This is a genomic window from Pseudomonas sp. ZS1P83 (assembly GCF_054897825.1).
Genome location: NZ_CM142706.1, coordinates 6,127,705 through 6,142,334, shown reverse-complemented (window position 1 = coordinate 6,142,334; position 14,630 = coordinate 6,127,705). Strand labels below are relative to the sequence as shown.

At 54.5% G+C, this 14,630-nt stretch carries 18 protein-coding genes; all 18 read right to left on the bottom strand.

Annotated features, from left to right (window positions below; all coding sequences use genetic code 11):
• Positions 1-4: 4 nt before the first annotated feature.
• Complete coding sequence (gene rplX / locus ACYZT0_RS28825; protein ID WP_033059465.1) at positions 5-319, bottom strand: 50S ribosomal protein L24; 315 nt, start codon at positions 317-319, stop codon at positions 5-7.
• Positions 320-330: 11 nt separating this feature from the next.
• Positions 331-699, bottom strand: coding sequence for a 50S ribosomal protein L14 (gene rplN, locus ACYZT0_RS28820; protein WP_002555479.1), 369 nt, complete (start codon positions 697-699; stop codon positions 331-333).
• 23 nt (positions 700-722) lie between these two features.
• Positions 723-989 (bottom strand): 30S ribosomal protein S17, encoded by a 267-nt coding sequence (gene rpsQ / locus ACYZT0_RS28815; protein WP_003176419.1) that lies wholly within the window; start codon positions 987-989, stop codon positions 723-725.
• Positions 990-991: 2 nt separating this feature from the next.
• Positions 992-1,183 (bottom strand): 50S ribosomal protein L29, encoded by a 192-nt coding sequence (gene rpmC / locus ACYZT0_RS28810; protein ID WP_002555481.1) that lies wholly within the window; start codon positions 1,181-1,183, stop codon positions 992-994.
• Positions 1,183-1,596 (bottom strand): 50S ribosomal protein L16, encoded by a 414-nt coding sequence (rplP, locus tag ACYZT0_RS28805; protein ID WP_282379294.1) that lies wholly within the window; start codon positions 1,594-1,596, stop codon positions 1,183-1,185. Before rplP ends, rpmC begins: the two co-directional genes overlap by 1 nt.
• Positions 1,597-1,608: 12 nt before the next feature.
• A complete protein-coding gene (gene rpsC / locus ACYZT0_RS28800; protein WP_003176422.1) occupies positions 1,609-2,295 on the bottom strand; it encodes a 30S ribosomal protein S3 in 687 nt (228 codons plus the stop codon).
• A 13-nt stretch (positions 2,296-2,308) separates the two neighbouring features.
• Positions 2,309-2,641, bottom strand: a complete 333-nt coding sequence (rplV, locus tag ACYZT0_RS28795; RefSeq protein ID WP_003210077.1) for a 50S ribosomal protein L22 — start codon at positions 2,639-2,641, stop codon at positions 2,309-2,311.
• A gap of 13 nt (positions 2,642-2,654) precedes the next feature.
• Positions 2,655-2,930, bottom strand: coding sequence for a 30S ribosomal protein S19 (rpsS, locus tag ACYZT0_RS28790; RefSeq protein WP_002555486.1), 276 nt, complete (start codon positions 2,928-2,930; stop codon positions 2,655-2,657).
• Positions 2,931-2,946: 16 nt separating this feature from the next.
• Positions 2,947-3,771 carry a 50S ribosomal protein L2 gene (gene rplB, locus ACYZT0_RS28785; RefSeq protein ID WP_129440762.1) on the bottom strand — a complete coding sequence of 275 codons (825 nt, stop codon included), beginning with the start codon at positions 3,769-3,771 and terminating at the stop codon, positions 2,947-2,949.
• Positions 3,772-3,785: 14 nt separating this feature from the next.
• Positions 3,786-4,085 carry a 50S ribosomal protein L23 gene (gene rplW / locus ACYZT0_RS28780; RefSeq protein ID WP_002555488.1) on the bottom strand — a complete coding sequence of 100 codons (300 nt, stop codon included), beginning with the start codon at positions 4,083-4,085 and terminating at the stop codon, positions 3,786-3,788.
• A complete protein-coding gene (rplD, locus tag ACYZT0_RS28775) occupies positions 4,082-4,684 on the bottom strand; it encodes a 50S ribosomal protein L4 (protein ID WP_007896707.1) in 603 nt (200 codons plus the stop codon). Before rplD ends, rplW begins: the two co-directional genes overlap by 4 nt.
• Positions 4,685-4,696: 12 nt before the next feature.
• Positions 4,697-5,332, bottom strand: coding sequence for a 50S ribosomal protein L3 (gene rplC, locus ACYZT0_RS28770; RefSeq protein WP_003186059.1), 636 nt, complete (start codon positions 5,330-5,332; stop codon positions 4,697-4,699).
• Between the two features lie 80 nt (positions 5,333-5,412).
• Positions 5,413-5,724, bottom strand: a complete 312-nt coding sequence (rpsJ, locus tag ACYZT0_RS28765; protein WP_003186070.1) for a 30S ribosomal protein S10 — start codon at positions 5,722-5,724, stop codon at positions 5,413-5,415.
• A 141-nt stretch (positions 5,725-5,865) separates the two neighbouring features.
• A complete protein-coding gene (gene tuf, locus ACYZT0_RS28760; RefSeq protein WP_462044015.1) occupies positions 5,866-7,059 on the bottom strand; it encodes an elongation factor Tu in 1,194 nt (397 codons plus the stop codon).
• 31 nt (positions 7,060-7,090) lie between these two features.
• Positions 7,091-9,196, bottom strand: coding sequence for an elongation factor G (gene fusA / locus ACYZT0_RS28755; protein WP_462044014.1), 2,106 nt, complete (start codon positions 9,194-9,196; stop codon positions 7,091-7,093).
• 30 nt (positions 9,197-9,226) lie between these two features.
• Complete coding sequence (gene rpsG / locus ACYZT0_RS28750) at positions 9,227-9,697, bottom strand: 30S ribosomal protein S7 (RefSeq protein ID WP_010490886.1); 471 nt, start codon at positions 9,695-9,697, stop codon at positions 9,227-9,229.
• Positions 9,698-9,815: 118 nt separating this feature from the next.
• Positions 9,816-10,187, bottom strand: a complete 372-nt coding sequence (rpsL, locus tag ACYZT0_RS28745; protein ID WP_002555494.1) for a 30S ribosomal protein S12 — start codon at positions 10,185-10,187, stop codon at positions 9,816-9,818.
• Between the two features lie 216 nt (positions 10,188-10,403).
• Positions 10,404-14,603, bottom strand: coding sequence for a DNA-directed RNA polymerase subunit beta' (gene rpoC, locus ACYZT0_RS28740; RefSeq protein WP_462044013.1), 4,200 nt, complete (start codon positions 14,601-14,603; stop codon positions 10,404-10,406).
• Between the last annotated feature and the right edge of the window lie 27 nt (positions 14,604-14,630).

The following is a 14,630-nucleotide window of genomic DNA, read 5'->3' as shown; positions in this document are numbered from 1 at the left end:
GTGTTCAAGCATCAACCGCTTTTTGGGTCGACTTGAAGACACGAATTTTCTTGCCGTCTTCTACTTTGAAACCAACGCGATCAGCCTTGTTGGTTTCGCCGTTGAAAATGGCAACGTTGGAAGCGTGCAGTGGCGCTTCTTTTTCGACGATACCGCCTTGTACGCCCGACGCAGGGTTTGGCTTGGTATGACGCTTAACCAGGTTCAGACCACCAACAACCAGACGGTCGTCAGCGAGAACCTTAAGCACCTTACCGCGCTTACCTTTGTCTTTGCCGGCGATCACGATGATCTCGTCGTCACGACGAATCTTTTGCATGTCGGATCTCCTTACAGCACTTCTGGGGCGAGCGAGACGATCTTCATGAACTTCTCAGTACGAAGTTCACGGGTCACTGGCCCAAAGATACGGGTGCCGATCGGCTCTTGCTTGTTGTTCAGAAGAACAGCAGCGTTGCCATCAAAGCGGATAATGGAGCCATCAGCACGGCGAACGCCGTGGCGAGTGCGGACTACAACAGCAGTCATCACTTGGCCTTTTTTCACTTTACCGCGAGGAATTGCTTCCTTCACGGTAACTTTGATGATGTCACCGATACCAGCGTAACGACGATGGGAGCCACCCAGCACCTTGATGCACATAACACGGCGAGCGCCGCTGTTATCGGCCACATCGAGCATGGATTGAGTCTGAATCATATAATTTCTCCGACCCCTAGTCCTTAGACTTCCACAGCGCGTTCGAGAACATCAACCAGCGCCCAAGACTTGGTCTTGGCCAAAGGACGAGTTTCACGAATAGTGACTTTGTCGCCGATGTGGCACTGATTGGTTTCGTCGTGCGCGTGCAGCTTAGTCGAACGCTTAACGTATTTACCGTAGATCGGGTGCTTAACGCGACGCTCGATCAGAACGGTGATGGTTTTGTCCATCTTGTCGCTGACAACACGGCCAGTCAGCGTACGGACAGTTTTTTCGGCTTCAGCCATGATTACTTACCTGCCTGCTGGTTAAGCACAGTCTTCACGCGAGCGATGTCACGTTTAACTTGCGAGAGCAGATGAGACTGCCCCAACTGGCCAGTTGCTTTCTGCATACGCAGATTGAACTGGTCGCGCAGCAGGCCGAGCAGTTGCTCGTTCAGCTGCTGTGCGGATTTTTCACGAAGTTCATTCGCTTTCATCACATCACCGTCCGTTTAACAAAGGAGGTGGCGAGCGGCAGCTTTGCAGCAGCCAGGGCGAAAGCCTCACGCGCCAGCTCTTCAGAAACACCCTCGATTTCATACAGGACTTTGCCTGGCTGAATCTGGGCAACCCAGTATTCGACGTTACCCTTACCTTTACCCATCCGAACTTCGAGTGGCTTTTTGGTTACAGGCTTGTCCGGGAATACACGGATCCAGATCTTGCCGCCACGTTTAACGTGACGGGTCAGTGCACGACGCGCTGACTCGATCTGACGAGCGGTGAGACGACCACGAGCTACAGACTTCAGCGCATATTCGCCGAAGCTGACTTTGCTACCGCGCTGAGCCAAGCCACGGTTGTGGCCAGTCATCTGCTTGCGGAACTTCGTACGCTTTGGTTGCAACATTTGGCGTACCCCTTACTTAGCAGCTTTTTTACGAGGCGCTGGTGCTTGTGGTTTCAGTTCTTCTTGGCGACCACCAATTACTTCGCCTTTGAAGATCCAAACCTTTACACCGATCACACCATAAGTGGTGTGAGCTTCGTAGTTGGCATAGTCGATGTCGGCACGCAGGGTGTGCAGTGGCACACGACCTTCGCGATACCATTCAGTACGTGCGATTTCAGCACCGCCGAGACGACCGCTCACTTGGATTTTGATGCCTTTGGCACCAATGCGCATGGCGTTCTGAACAGCGCGCTTCATAGCGCGACGGAACATTACGCGACGCTCCAGCTGCTGAGCTACGCTCTGCGCAACCAGCATACCGTCGAGTTCCGGCTTACGGATCTCTTCGATATTGATGTGCACAGGCACACCCATTTGCTTGGTCAGGTCCTGACGCAGTTTCTCAACATCTTCACCTTTCTTCCCGATAACGATACCTGGACGAGCGGTGTGGATGGTGATACGTGCAGTCTGAGCCGGACGATGGATATCGATACGGCTTACGGACGCGCTTTTTAGTTTGTCTTGGAGATACTCGCGCACCTTCAGATCAGCGAACAAATAGTCCGCATAAGTCCGACCGTCTGCGTACCAGACGGAGGTGTGCTCCTTGACGATTCCCAGGCGAATGCCAATGGGATGTACTTTCTGACCCATCTCTTCGACTCCGTTACTTGTCAGCAACCTTGACAGTGATATGGCAAGACCGCTTGACGATGCGATCAGCACGGCCTTTGGCACGTGGCATGATTCGCTTCAGCGAACGCCCTTCGTTGACGAAAACGGTGCTGACTTTAAGGTCATCAACGTCTGCGCCTTCGTTATGCTCGGCGTTGGCTACGGCCGACTCCAGCACTTTCTTAATGATCTCGGCGGCTTTCTTACTGCTGAAAGCCAACAGGTTGAGCGCTTCGCCCACCTTCTTCCCGCGGATCTGGTCGGCGACCAAGCGGGCTTTCTGGGCGGAGATTCGAGCGCCCGACAACTTAGCGGCTACTTCCATCGTTCCTTACCCCTTAACGCTTGGCTTTCTTGTCTGCCACGTGCCCACGATATGTGCGGGTACCGGCAAACTCGCCCAGTTTGTGGCCGACCATGTCTTCGTTCACGAGAACTGGAACATGTTGACGACCGTTATGCACTGCAATGGTCAAACCGACCATCTGTGGCAGGATCATGGAACGGCGCGACCAGGTTTTAACTGGTTTGCGATCGTTCTTTTCCGCCGCCACTTCGATCTTCTTCAGTAGGTGAAGATCAATAAAAGGACCTTTTTTCAGAGAACGTGGCACTGTCGTATCCCTCTATTTACTTGCGACGACGGACGATCATTTTGTCGGTACGCTTATTACCACGAGTCTTCGCGCCCTTAGTCGGGAAGCCCCATGGCGATACCGGATGACGACCACCAGAGGTACGACCTTCACCACCACCATGTGGGTGGTCAACCGGGTTCATGGCAACACCACGAACGGTTGGGCGAACGCCACGCCAGCGTTTGGCACCAGCTTTACCCAGCGAACGCAGGCTGTGCTCGGAGTTCGAGACTTCACCCAGGGTCGCGCGGCATTCAGCCAGCACTTTACGCATCTCACCAGAACGCAGACGCAGGGTCACGTAGACACCTTCACGAGCGACCAGCTGAGCCGAAGCACCAGCGGAACGAGCGATTTGCGCGCCTTTACCTGGCTTCAATTCGATGCCGTGTACGGTGCTACCAACTGGAATGTTACGCAGTTGCAGAGCGTTGCCCGGCTTGATCGGTGCCAGAGCACCTGCGATCAGCTGGTCGCCAGCACTCACGCCTTTAGGGGCGATGATGTAGCGACGCTCGCCATCTGCGTACAGCAGCAGAGCGATGTGAGCAGTACGGTTTGGATCGTATTCAATACGCTCGACAGTGGCAGAGATGCCATCTTTGTCGTTACGACGGAAATCGACCAGACGATAATGCTGCTTATGGCCACCACCGATGTGACGAGTGGTAATACGACCATTGTTGTTACGACCACCAGTCTTCGATTTTTTCTCGAGCAGCGGTGCGTGAGGAGCGCCTTTATGCAGCTCCTGGTTGACCACCTTGACCACAAAACGGCGGCCAGGGGAAGTCGGTTTGCATTTAACGATTGCCATGATGCACCCCTTCCTTACTCAGCACTGCTGCTGAAATCGAGATCTTGGCCTGGCTGAAGGGAGATAACTGCCTTCTTCCAGTCATTACGCTTGCCCAGACCGCGAGCAGTGCGCTTGCTCTTACCCAGAACATTCAGGGTAGTAACACGCTCTACTTTCACGCTGAACAGGCTTTCGACGGCCTTCTTGATTTCCAGCTTGGTTGCGTCAGTTGCAACCTTGAAAACGAACTGGCCTTTCTTGTCAGCCAGAACCGTAGCCTTCTCGGAAACGTGCGGGCCAAGCAGAACTTTAAATACGCGTTCCTGGTTCATCCCAGCAGCTCCTCGAATTTCTTCACGGCCGACACGGTGATCAACACCTTGTCGTATGCGATCAGACTAACTGGATCGGAACCTTGCACGTCACGTACATCAACGTGTGGCAGGTTGCGAGCAGCCAGGTACAGGTTCTGATCAACTACTTCAGACACGATCAAGACGTCAGTCAGGCCCATGCCAGTCAGTTTGTTCAGCAGATCTTTGGTCTTCGGTGCATCAACAGCGAAGTCCTGAACCACAACCAGACGATCAGTACGCACCAGCTCAGCAAGGATGGAACGCATTGCTGCGCGATACATCTTCTTGTTCAGCTTCTGGGTGTGATCCTGAGGACGAGCTGCGAAAGTGGTACCGCCGCCACGCCAGATTGGGCTACGGATAGTACCGGCACGAGCACGGCCAGTACCTTTCTGACGCCATGGGCGCTTACCGCCACCACGAACGTCGGAACGGGTCTTTTGCTGCTTGCTACCTTGACGGCCGCCGGCCATGTAGGCCACGACTGCTTGGTGAACCAGCGTCTCGTTGAATTCGCCGCCAAATGTCAGTTCGGAAACTTCGATCGCTTGAGCGTCATTTACATTTAATTGCATGTCAGCTTCCCCTTAACCGCGAGCCTTGGCTGCTGGACGTACAACCAAGTTGCCGCCAGTAGCGCCAGGAACAGCACCCTTGACCAACAACAGATTGCGTTCAGCGTCCACGCGCACTACTTCGAGGGACTGCACGGTCACGCGCTCAGCGCCCATATGACCGGACATTTTTTTGCCCTTGAATACACGACCAGGAGTCTGGCACTGGCCGATAGAGCCTGGAACGCGGTGGGACACGGAGTTACCGTGGGTATTATCTTGCCCGCGGAAGTTCCAACGCTTGATCGTACCCTGGAAGCCTTTACCCTTGGACTGACCGGTCACATCAACCAGTTGACCAGCGGCGAAGATTTCAGCGTTGATCAGATCGCCGGCCTGGTACTCGCCTTCTTCAAGACGGAATTCCATTACGGTACGACCAGCGGCAACGTTCGCTTTAGCGAAGTGGCCAGCTTGAGCAGCTGTAACACGCGAAGCACGACGCTCGCCTACAGTGACTTGCACTGCACGATAGCCATCGGTCTCTTCAGTTTTGAACTGGGTGACGCGATTCGGCTCGATCTCAATGACCGTGACCGGAATGGAGACACCTTCTTCGGTGAAAATACGGGTCATACCGCATTTACGACCGACTACACCAATAGTCATGTTGTAAACCTCATGAGTGTACGGGGCTTTCACCCGCTATGGCCGCCCATTTCAGAGCGTTACACGACTAAGACCGAGTCTTAGCCGAGGCTGATCTGCACTTCCACACCGGCCGCAAGATCAAGCTTCATAAGAGCATCAACGGTTTTATCCGTTGGCTGGACGATGTCCAGAACGCGCTTATGAGTACGGATCTCGTACTGGTCGCGCGCGTCTTTGTTGACGTGCGGGGAGACCAGAACGGTAAACCGCTCTTTACGGGTAGGCAGTGGAATTGGACCACGCACTTGAGCACCAGTACGTTTCGCGGTTTCCACGATTTCCTGGGTGGATTGGTCGATCAGGCGATGGTCAAAAGCCTTCAACCTGATACGGATTTGCTGATTTTGCATTGGATTTCAGACTCCGGCTGCTATTCCCAGCGAGCGCAATACGCCCGTTAAAAGGAGGCGCAATTCTATAGACGGGCTACCACAGTGTCAACCCAATAAAAAAGCCCCCGCTAGGCGGGGGCTTTTTCAAGTCATCACTTATTAAGCGATGATTTTGGCTACGACGCCAGCGCCGACGGTACGACCGCCTTCACGAATAGCGAAACGCAGACCATCTTCCATTGCGATGGTTTTGATCAGGGTGACAACCATTTTGATGTTGTCGCCCGGCATTACCATTTCAACGCCTTCCGGCAGCTCGCAGTTACCGGTCACGTCAGTGGTCCGGAAGTAGAACTGTGGACGGTAGCCTTTGAAGAACGGAGTGTGGCGACCGCCTTCTTCTTTGCTCAATACGTACACTTCAGCTTCGAAGGTAGTGTGCGGCTTAACCGAACCTGGCTTGACCAGAACCTGGCCACGCTCAACGTCGTCACGCTTGGTGCCGCGCAGCAGCACGCCGCAGTTCTCGCCAGCACGACCTTCGTCGAGCAGCTTACGGAACATTTCAACGCCGGTGCAGGTGGTGACAACAGTGTCACGCAGACCAACGATTTCCAGCGAATCCTGAACCTTGACGATACCGCGCTCGATACGGCCAGTTACTACAGTACCGCGACCGGAGATCGAGAATACGTCTTCGATTGGCATCAGGAACGGCTTGTCGATAACACGAATTGGATCTGGGATGTAGCTGTCCAGAGTCTCAACCAGTTTACGAACGGCAGTGGTGCCCATTTCGTTGTCGTCTTGGCCGTTCAGAGCCATCAGAGCCGAACCGATGATGATCGGAGTGTCGTCGCCCGGGAAGTCGTAAGTGCTCAGCAGATCGCGCACTTCCATCTCTACCAGTTCCAGCAGCTCAGCGTCGTCAACCATGTCAGCCTTGTTCAGGAAGACAACGATGTACGGAACGCCAACCTGACGGGACAACAGGATGTGCTCACGGGTTTGTGGCATCGGACCATCAGCGGCCGAGCAAACCAGAATAGCGCCGTCCATCTGAGCAGCACCGGTGATCATGTTCTTCACATAGTCAGCGTGACCTGGGCAGTCAACGTGAGCGTAGTGACGGATCTTCGAGTTGTATTCAACGTGCGCAGTGTTGATGGTGATACCACGAGCTTTTTCTTCCGGTGCGCTGTCGATTTTATCGAAAGCAACAACGGCCGAACCGAAAACTTCGGAGCAGACACGAGTCAGAGCAGCAGTCAGCGTGGTTTTACCGTGGTCAACGTGACCGATGGTGCCAACGTTAACGTGCGGGAGGTCACGTACAAATTTTTCTTTAGCCACGACAATTAACTCCTAGCCTAAAGGGGCTGAATCAGCCTTGTTTTTTGGTAACAGTTTCGACGATATGCGACGGAGCTGTATTGTATTTTTTGAATTCCATAGAGTAGCTTGCACGACCTTGGGACATGGAGCGGACGTCGGTTGCGTAACCGAACATCTCACCCAACGGAACCTCGGCACGAATCACTTTGCCGGAAACCGTGTCTTCCATACCCAGGATCATGCCGCGACGACGGTTAAGGTCGCCCATCACGTCACCCATATAGTCTTCAGGCGTAACAACCTCTACCGCCATGATCGGCTCAAGCAACTCACCACCGCCCTTCTGGGCCAGTTGCTTGGTCGCCATGGAAGCGGCCACCTTAAACGCCATCTCGTTGGAGTCGACGTCGTGGTAAGAACCGTCAAACACGGTAGCCTTCAGGCCGATCAGCGGATAGCCGGCGACAACGCCGTTCTTCATCTGCTCTTCGATACCCTTCTGGATAGCCGGGATGTATTCCTTAGGAACCACACCACCCACTACTTCGTTCACGAATTGCAGACCTTCCTGACCTTCGTCAGCAGGCGCAAAACGAATCCAGCAGTGACCAAACTGGCCACGACCGCCGGATTGACGAACGAACTTACCTTCGATTTCACAGTTCTTCGTGATGCGCTCACGATAGGAAACCTGAGGCTTACCGATGTTGGCTTCGACGTTGAACTCACGGCGCATCCGATCAACCAGGATGTCCAGGTGCAACTCGCCCATGCCGGAGATGATCGTTTGACCAGTCTCTTCATCAGTCTTGACGCGGAAAGATGGATCTTCCTGAGCGAGCTTGCCCAGAGCGACACCCATTTTTTCCTGGTCGTCCTTGGTCTTAGGCTCTACGGCAACCGAAATAACCGGCTCCGGGAAGTCCATACGAACCAGGATGATTGGCTTGTCACCGTTGCACAAAGTTTCACCAGTGGTGACGTCCTTCATGCCGATCAAGGCCGCGATGTCACCAGCGCGTACTTCCTTGATTTCTTCACGGGCGTTCGCGTGCATTTGCACCATACGACCCACGCGCTCTTTCTTGCCTTTGACCGAGTTGATCACGCCGTCGCCGGAGTTCAACACGCCCGAGTAAACACGGACAAAGGTCAAGGTACCCACGAATGGGTCGGTGGCAATTTTGAATGCCAGAGCGGAGAACGGTTCGCTGTCATCTGCATGACGCTCCAGCTCGATAGTCTCGTCATCCGGGTCAGTACCCTTGATGGCAGGAATATCAACAGGTGCAGGCAGGTAATCGATAACGGCGTCGAGAACCAGGGGAACACCCTTGTTCTTGAAGGAAGAACCGCAAACAGCCAGAACGATCTCACCAGCGATAGTACGCTGACGCAGAGCGGCCTTGATTTCCTCGTTGGTGAGCTCTTCACCTTCGAGGTACTTGTTCATCAGCTCTTCGCTGGCTTCGGCCGCAGCCTCAACCATGTTGCCACGCCACTCGTCAGCCAATTCCTGCAGTTCAGCAGGGATAGGCTTGCGAACTGGAACCATGCCTTTGTCAGCGTCATTCCAGTAAACAGCTTCCATGGCCATCAGATCGATCTGACCCTGGAAGTTGTCTTCGGAACCGATAGCCAACTGGATTGGCACCGGGGTATGACCCAGACGCTGCTTGATCTGACCGATCACGCGCAGGAAGTTCGCACCAGCACGGTCCATCTTGTTTACGTAAACAAGACGTGGAACGCCGTACTTGTTGGCCTGACGCCATACGGTTTCCGACTGAGGCTCAACGCCCGAGGTACCACAAAACACAACGACCGCGCCGTCGAGAACACGCAGGGAACGCTCAACTTCAATGGTGAAGTCAACGTGGCCCGGGGTGTCAATGACGTTGAAGCGGTATTGTTCTTTGTGCTGCTTCTCGGAACCCTGCCAGAAGGCGGTAATAGCAGCAGAAGTAATGGTAATACCACGCTCCTGCTCCTGAACCATCCAGTCTGTGGTCGCGGCGCCGTCATGCACCTCGCCCATCTTGTGACTTTTGCCAGTGTAAAAAAGGACGCGCTCAGTGGTGGTGGTTTTACCAGCATCCACGTGAGCAACGATACCAATGTTACGGTAGCGATTAATCGGTGTTGTACGAGCCATAAAGCCCTCGCAAAATTAGTGACGCTAAAATTAGAAGCGGTAGTGCGAGAAAGCCTTGTTGGCTTCAGCCATACGGTGCACGTCTTCACGCTTCTTAACTGCAGCACCTTTACCTTCAGCAGCATCCAACAGCTCGCCAGCCAAACGCAGAGCCATAGACTTCTCGCCGCGCTTGCGGGCGAAGTCTACCAACCAGCGCATTGCCAGGGCGTTACGACGGGACGGGCGAACTTCGACCGGAACCTGGTAAGTAGCACCGCCTACACGGCGCGACTTCACTTCGACCAGCGGAGCGATGGCGTCGAGAGCTTTCTCGAAGATTTCCAGGGGATCGCTGTTCTTGCGTTCTTTAACCTTGTCCAGCGCGCCATAAACGATACGCTCGGCAACGGCTTTTTTGCCGCTTTCCATTACGTGGTTCATGAACTTGGCCAGGATTTGGCTTCCGTATTTTGGATCGTCAAGCACTTCGCGCTTGGCTGCTACGCGTCTTCTTGGCATGGATAAGCCCTCAAACGGTCTTCAGGTTCGCTCGGAATCGGTGCCCTTACGGGACGCCTCCGACCTTACTCTTATCGACTCAGAAAAATAGAAAATCAGTTTTTACAAAAAGCCGCTACTACTTAGGCTTCTTGGTACCGTACTTCGAACGACCCTGGTTACGACCTTTAACGCCGGAAGTATCCAAAGAACCGCGCACGGTGTGGTAACGAACACCTGGCAAGTCTTTTACACGACCGCCGCGGATAAGTACCACGCTGTGCTCTTGCAGGTTGTGGCCTTCACCGCCGATGTACGAGGAAACCTCGAAACCGTTGGTCAGACGCACACGGCATACTTTACGCAGTGCCGAGTTAGGTTTTTTCGGCGTGGTGGTATACACACGGGTGCATACGCCACGACGTTGCGGGCAGTTCTGCAGCGCAGGCACGTCGGATTTCTCGACGATACGCTTACGCGGCTGACGTACCAGCTGGTTGATAGTTGCCATCTACTAGCTCCACTGTTGTCTTGCGACGCTATTGTCTTGCAAGAAAAGCAAAATGGCAGGAACGAATTCCCGCCAAATTTAGGGGTACAAGAGTCTAAAGAGGATCTTGCCCCCAGTCAAGGCAAGGCCCCAACCTCCCCGCTTATCGAATCTCGACAAATTGTCTCGATTCGATTAACGGAGAGGCCGGGGCCCCACGCTTATTTACTGCAGAACTCAGTTACCGCTCGAGTTCAGTGCTTCGGTCAGTGCAGCTTCCACTTCACTGGCGCTTACGCGCAACGGTTTGTCAGCTTCACGGCGACGCTTGCGCTCGCTGTGATAAGCCAGACCGGTACCGGCCGGGATCAGACGACCCACGACTACGTTTTCTTTCAGGCCGCGCAGGTAATCGCGCTTGCCGGTTACCGCCGCCTCGGTCAGTACGCGAGTGGTTTCCTGGAAGGAAGCCGCCGAGATGAACGATTCGGTGGACAACGACGCCTTGGTGATACCCAACAGCACGCGAGTGAACTTGGAAACGAATTTCTCGTCGCCCGCCAGACGCTCGTTCTCTACCAGAACGTGAGTCAATTCCATCTGGTCGCCCTTGATGAAAGTGGAATCGCCGGATTCAGCGATTTCAACTTTACGCAGCATCTGACGCAGGATGGTCTCGATGTGCTTGTCGTTGATCTTCACGCCCTGCAGACGATAAACGTCCTGGATCTCGTTCACGATGTACTTGGCCAGCGCACTCACACCCAGCAGACGCAGGATGTCGTGTGGATCGCTTGGGCCATCGGAGATAACTTCGCCGCGGTTGACCTGTTCGCCTTCGAAGACGTTCAGGTGACGCCACTTCGGAATCAGTTCTTCGTACGGATCGCTACCGTCATTCGGGGTAATGACCAGACGGCGCTTGCCTTTGGTCTCTTTACCGAACGCGATGGTGCCGCTGACTTCAGCCAGAATCGAGGCTTCTTTCGGACGACGGGCTTCGAACAAGTCGGCAACACGCGGCAGACCACCGGTGATGTCGCGAGTTTTCGAAGTTTCTTGCGGGATACGGGCGATAACATCACCGATCGCGATTTTCGCACCGTCCGCCACGCCGACCAGGGCGTTGGCAGGCAGGAAGTACTGAGCAATTACGTCGGTACCCGGCAGCAAGAGATCCTTGCCGTTGTCATCAACCATCTTCACAGCAGGACGGATATCTTTACCGGCAGCTGGACGGTCTTTGGCGTCGAGTACTTCAATGTTGGTCATACCGGTCAATTCGTCAGTCTGACGCTTGATCGTGATGCCTTCTTCCATGCCCACGTAGGTCACGGTACCTTTCATTTCGGTAACGATTGGGTGAGTGTGCGGATCCCACTTGGCCACGATTGCGCCAGCGTCGACCTTGTCACCTTCTTTAACCGAAATCACAGCACCGTACGGCAGCTTGTAACGCTCACGCTCACGACCGAAGTCATCAGCGATTGCCAGCTCACCGGAACGGGACACCGCAACCAGGCAACCATCCACTCGCTCCACGTGCTTCAAATTGTGCAGACGAACGGTACCGCCATTCTTCACCTGAACGCTGTCCGCAGCGGAGGTCCGGCTTGCCGCACCACCGATGTGGAACGTACGCATGGTCAGCTGGGTACCCGGCTCACCGATGGACTGGGCAGCGATAACGCCAACCGCTTCACCGATGTTCACCTGGTGACCACGAGCCAAGTCACGGCCGTAGCACTTGGCGCAAATACCGAAGCGGGTTTCGCAGCTGATCGGCGAACGCACGATCACTTCATCGATGCTGTTCAGCTCGATGAACTCGACCCACTTCTCGTCTACCAGAGTACCGGCAGGAACGATGATTTCTTCGGTCCCTGGCTTGTACACGTCACGGGCAATAACACGACCCAATACGCGCTCACCCAATGGCTCAACAACGTCACCGCCTTCAATGTGCGGAGTCATTACCAGGCCATGTTCGGTGCCGCAATCGATCTCGGTCACAACCAGATCCTGCGCCACGTCCACCAGACGACGAGTCAGGTAACCGGAGTTCGCAGTTTTCAACGCGGTATCCGCCAAACCTTTACGAGCACCGTGAGTGGAGATGAAGTACTGAAGTACGCTCAAACCTTCACGGAAGTTCGCAGTAATCGGCGTTTCAATGATGGAACCGTCCGGCTTGGCCATCAGGCCACGCATACCGGCGAGCTGACGGATCTGCGCAGCAGAACCCCGTGCGCCCGAGTCGGCCATCATGTACATCGAGTTGAAGGACTCTTGGTCGACTTCGACGCCATGACGATCGATGACTTTCTCTTTCGAGAGGTTGGCCATCATCGCCTTGGAAACTTCGTCGTTTGCCTTGGACCAAAGGTCGATCACTTTGTTGTACTTCTCGCCCTGGGTTACCAGGCCGGAGGCGTACTGACTTTCGATCTCTTTCACTTCATCAGTGGCAGCACTGATGATGCGGGCTTTTTCATCAGGGATAACGAAGTCGTTAACACCGATGGAAACGCCGGAAATGGTCGAATAGGCAAAACCGGTGTACATCAACTGGTCAGCGAAGATCACGGTCTCTTTCAAACCAACCACGCGGTAGCACTGGTTGATCAGCTTGGAGATCGCCTTTTTCTTCATCGGCTGGTTGACGACGTCGTACGACAGGCCAGGTGGAACAACCTGGAACAACAGCGCACGGCCGACAGTGGTGTCGACGATACGGGTGTTCTTGACGCTGCCACCATCACGATCGTTGACGGTTTCGTTGATCCGCACTTTGACCTTGGCGTGCAGTGCGGCTTCGCCAGCACGGAACACACGGTCAACTTCCTGCAGATCCGCGAACACACGACCTTCGCCCTTGGCGTTGATCGCTTCACGAGTCATGTAGTACAGACCCAATACAACGTCCTGCGACGGAACGATGATTGGCTCACCGTTGGCTGGCGACAGAATGTTGTTGGTCGACATCATCAACGCACGCGCTTCCAACTGGGCTTCCAGTGTCAGCGGTACGTGCACGGCCATTTGGTCGCCGTCGAAGTCGGCGTTGTACGCAGCACAGACCAGAGGATGCAGCTGGATAGCCTTACCTTCGATCAGTACCGGTTCAAACGCCTGGATACCCAGACGGTGAAGGGTCGGTGCACGGTTGAGGAGAACCGGGTGTTCGCGGATGACTTCAGCGAGAACGTCCCAAACTTCCGGCAGCTCGCGCTCGACCATCTTCTTGGCAGCTTTGATGGTGGTAGCGAGACCACGCATTTCCAGCTTGCCGAAAATGAACGGTTTGAACAGCTCGAGAGCCATTTTCTTCGGCAGACCGCACTGGTGCAGACGCAGGGTCGGACCTACGGTAATTACCGAACGACCGGAGTAGTCAACACGCTTACCGAGCAAGTTCTGACGGAAACGACCTTGCTTACCCTTGATCATGTCAGCCAGGGATTTCAGAGGACGCTTGTTGGAACCGGTGATAGCGCGGCCACGACGACCGTTGTCGAGCAGTGCATCGACAGCTTCCTGCAACATACGCTTTTCGTTGCGCACGATGATGTCCGGAGCGGACAGATCGAGCAGACGCTTCAAGCGGTTGTTACGGTTGATCACTCGACGATACAGATCGTTGAGGTCGGAAGTCGCAAAGCGACCGCCATCCAGCGGGACCAATGGACGCAAATCTGGCGGCAGAACCGGCAGAACGGTCAGCACCATCCATTCTGGAAGGTTGCCGGAACCTTGGAAGGCTTCCATCAACTTCAGACGCTTGGACAGCTTCTTGATTTTGGTTTCGGAGTTGGTTTGCGGAATTTCTTCACGCAGACGGCCAATCTCGTGCTCCAGATCGATAGCGTGCAGCAGTTCACGGACAGCTTCGGCACCCATGCGTGCATCGAAATCGTCGCCGAACTCTTCCAGCGCTTCGAAGTACTGCTCGTCGTTGAGCAGCTGACCTTTTTCAAGGGTGGTCATGCCTGGATCGATAACGACATAGCTCTCGAAGTAGAGAACGCGTTCGATATCACGCAGGGTCATGTCCATCAGCAAGCCGATACGCGACGGCAGCGATTTCAGGAACCAGATGTGGGCAACTGGCGAGGCCAGTTCGATGTGCGCCATGCGCTCACGACGAACTTTTGCCAGCGCGACTTCAACGCCGCACTTCTCGCAGATCACACCACGGTGCTTCAAGCGCTTGTACTTACCGCACAGGCACTCGTAATCCTTTACCGGGCCAAAGATTTTGGCGCAGAACAGGCCGTCACGCTCAGGTTTGAACGTACGGTAGTTGATGGTTTCCGGCTTTTTAACTTCACCGAACGACCACGAACGGATCATCTCAGGCGATGCCAATCCAATACGGATGGCGTCGAACTCTTCGACTTGACCCTGGTTTTTCAGCAAATTCAGTAGGTCTTTCAAGGCCTTTCCTCCTGGCGGAGCAGAGAG

Bases quoted from the DNA above. Each gene is read 5' to 3' on its own strand.
- rpsL (WP_002555494.1), bottom strand. From the start codon at position 10,187: ATGGCAACTATCAACCAGCTGGTACGTCAGCCGCGTAAGCGTATCGTC.
- rplD (WP_007896707.1), bottom strand. From the start codon at position 4,684: ATGCAATTAAATGTAAATGACGCTCAAGCGATCGAAGTTTCCGAACTG.
- rplX (WP_033059465.1), bottom strand. From the start codon at position 319: ATGCAAAAGATTCGTCGTGACGACGAGATCATCGTGATCGCCGGCAAA.
- rpsQ (WP_003176419.1), bottom strand. From the start codon at position 989: ATGGCTGAAGCCGAAAAAACTGTCCGTACGCTGACTGGCCGTGTTGTC.
- rplW (WP_002555488.1), bottom strand. From the start codon at position 4,085: ATGAACCAGGAACGCGTATTTAAAGTTCTGCTTGGCCCGCACGTTTCC.
- fusA (WP_462044014.1), bottom strand. From the start codon at position 9,196: ATGGCTCGTACAACACCGATTAATCGCTACCGTAACATTGGTATCGTT.
- rplP (WP_282379294.1), bottom strand. From the start codon at position 1,596: ATGTTGCAACCAAAGCGTACGAAGTTCCGCAAGCAGATGACTGGCCAC.
- rplB (WP_129440762.1), bottom strand. From the start codon at position 3,771: ATGGCAATCGTTAAATGCAAACCGACTTCCCCTGGCCGCCGTTTTGTG.
- rplN (WP_002555479.1), bottom strand. From the start codon at position 699: ATGATTCAGACTCAATCCATGCTCGATGTGGCCGATAACAGCGGCGCT.
- rplV (WP_003210077.1), bottom strand. From the start codon at position 2,641: ATGGAAGTAGCCGCTAAGTTGTCGGGCGCTCGAATCTCCGCCCAGAAA.
- rpsJ (WP_003186070.1), bottom strand. From the start codon at position 5,724: ATGCAAAATCAGCAAATCCGTATCAGGTTGAAGGCTTTTGACCATCGC.
- rpsG (WP_010490886.1), bottom strand. From the start codon at position 9,697: ATGCCAAGAAGACGCGTAGCAGCCAAGCGCGAAGTGCTTGACGATCCA.
- rplC (WP_003186059.1), bottom strand. From the start codon at position 5,332: ATGACTATTGGTGTAGTCGGTCGTAAATGCGGTATGACCCGTATTTTC.
- rpmC (WP_002555481.1), bottom strand. From the start codon at position 1,183: ATGAAAGCGAATGAACTTCGTGAAAAATCCGCACAGCAGCTGAACGAG.
- rpsC (WP_003176422.1), bottom strand. From the start codon at position 2,295: ATGGGTCAGAAAGTACATCCCATTGGCATTCGCCTGGGAATCGTCAAG.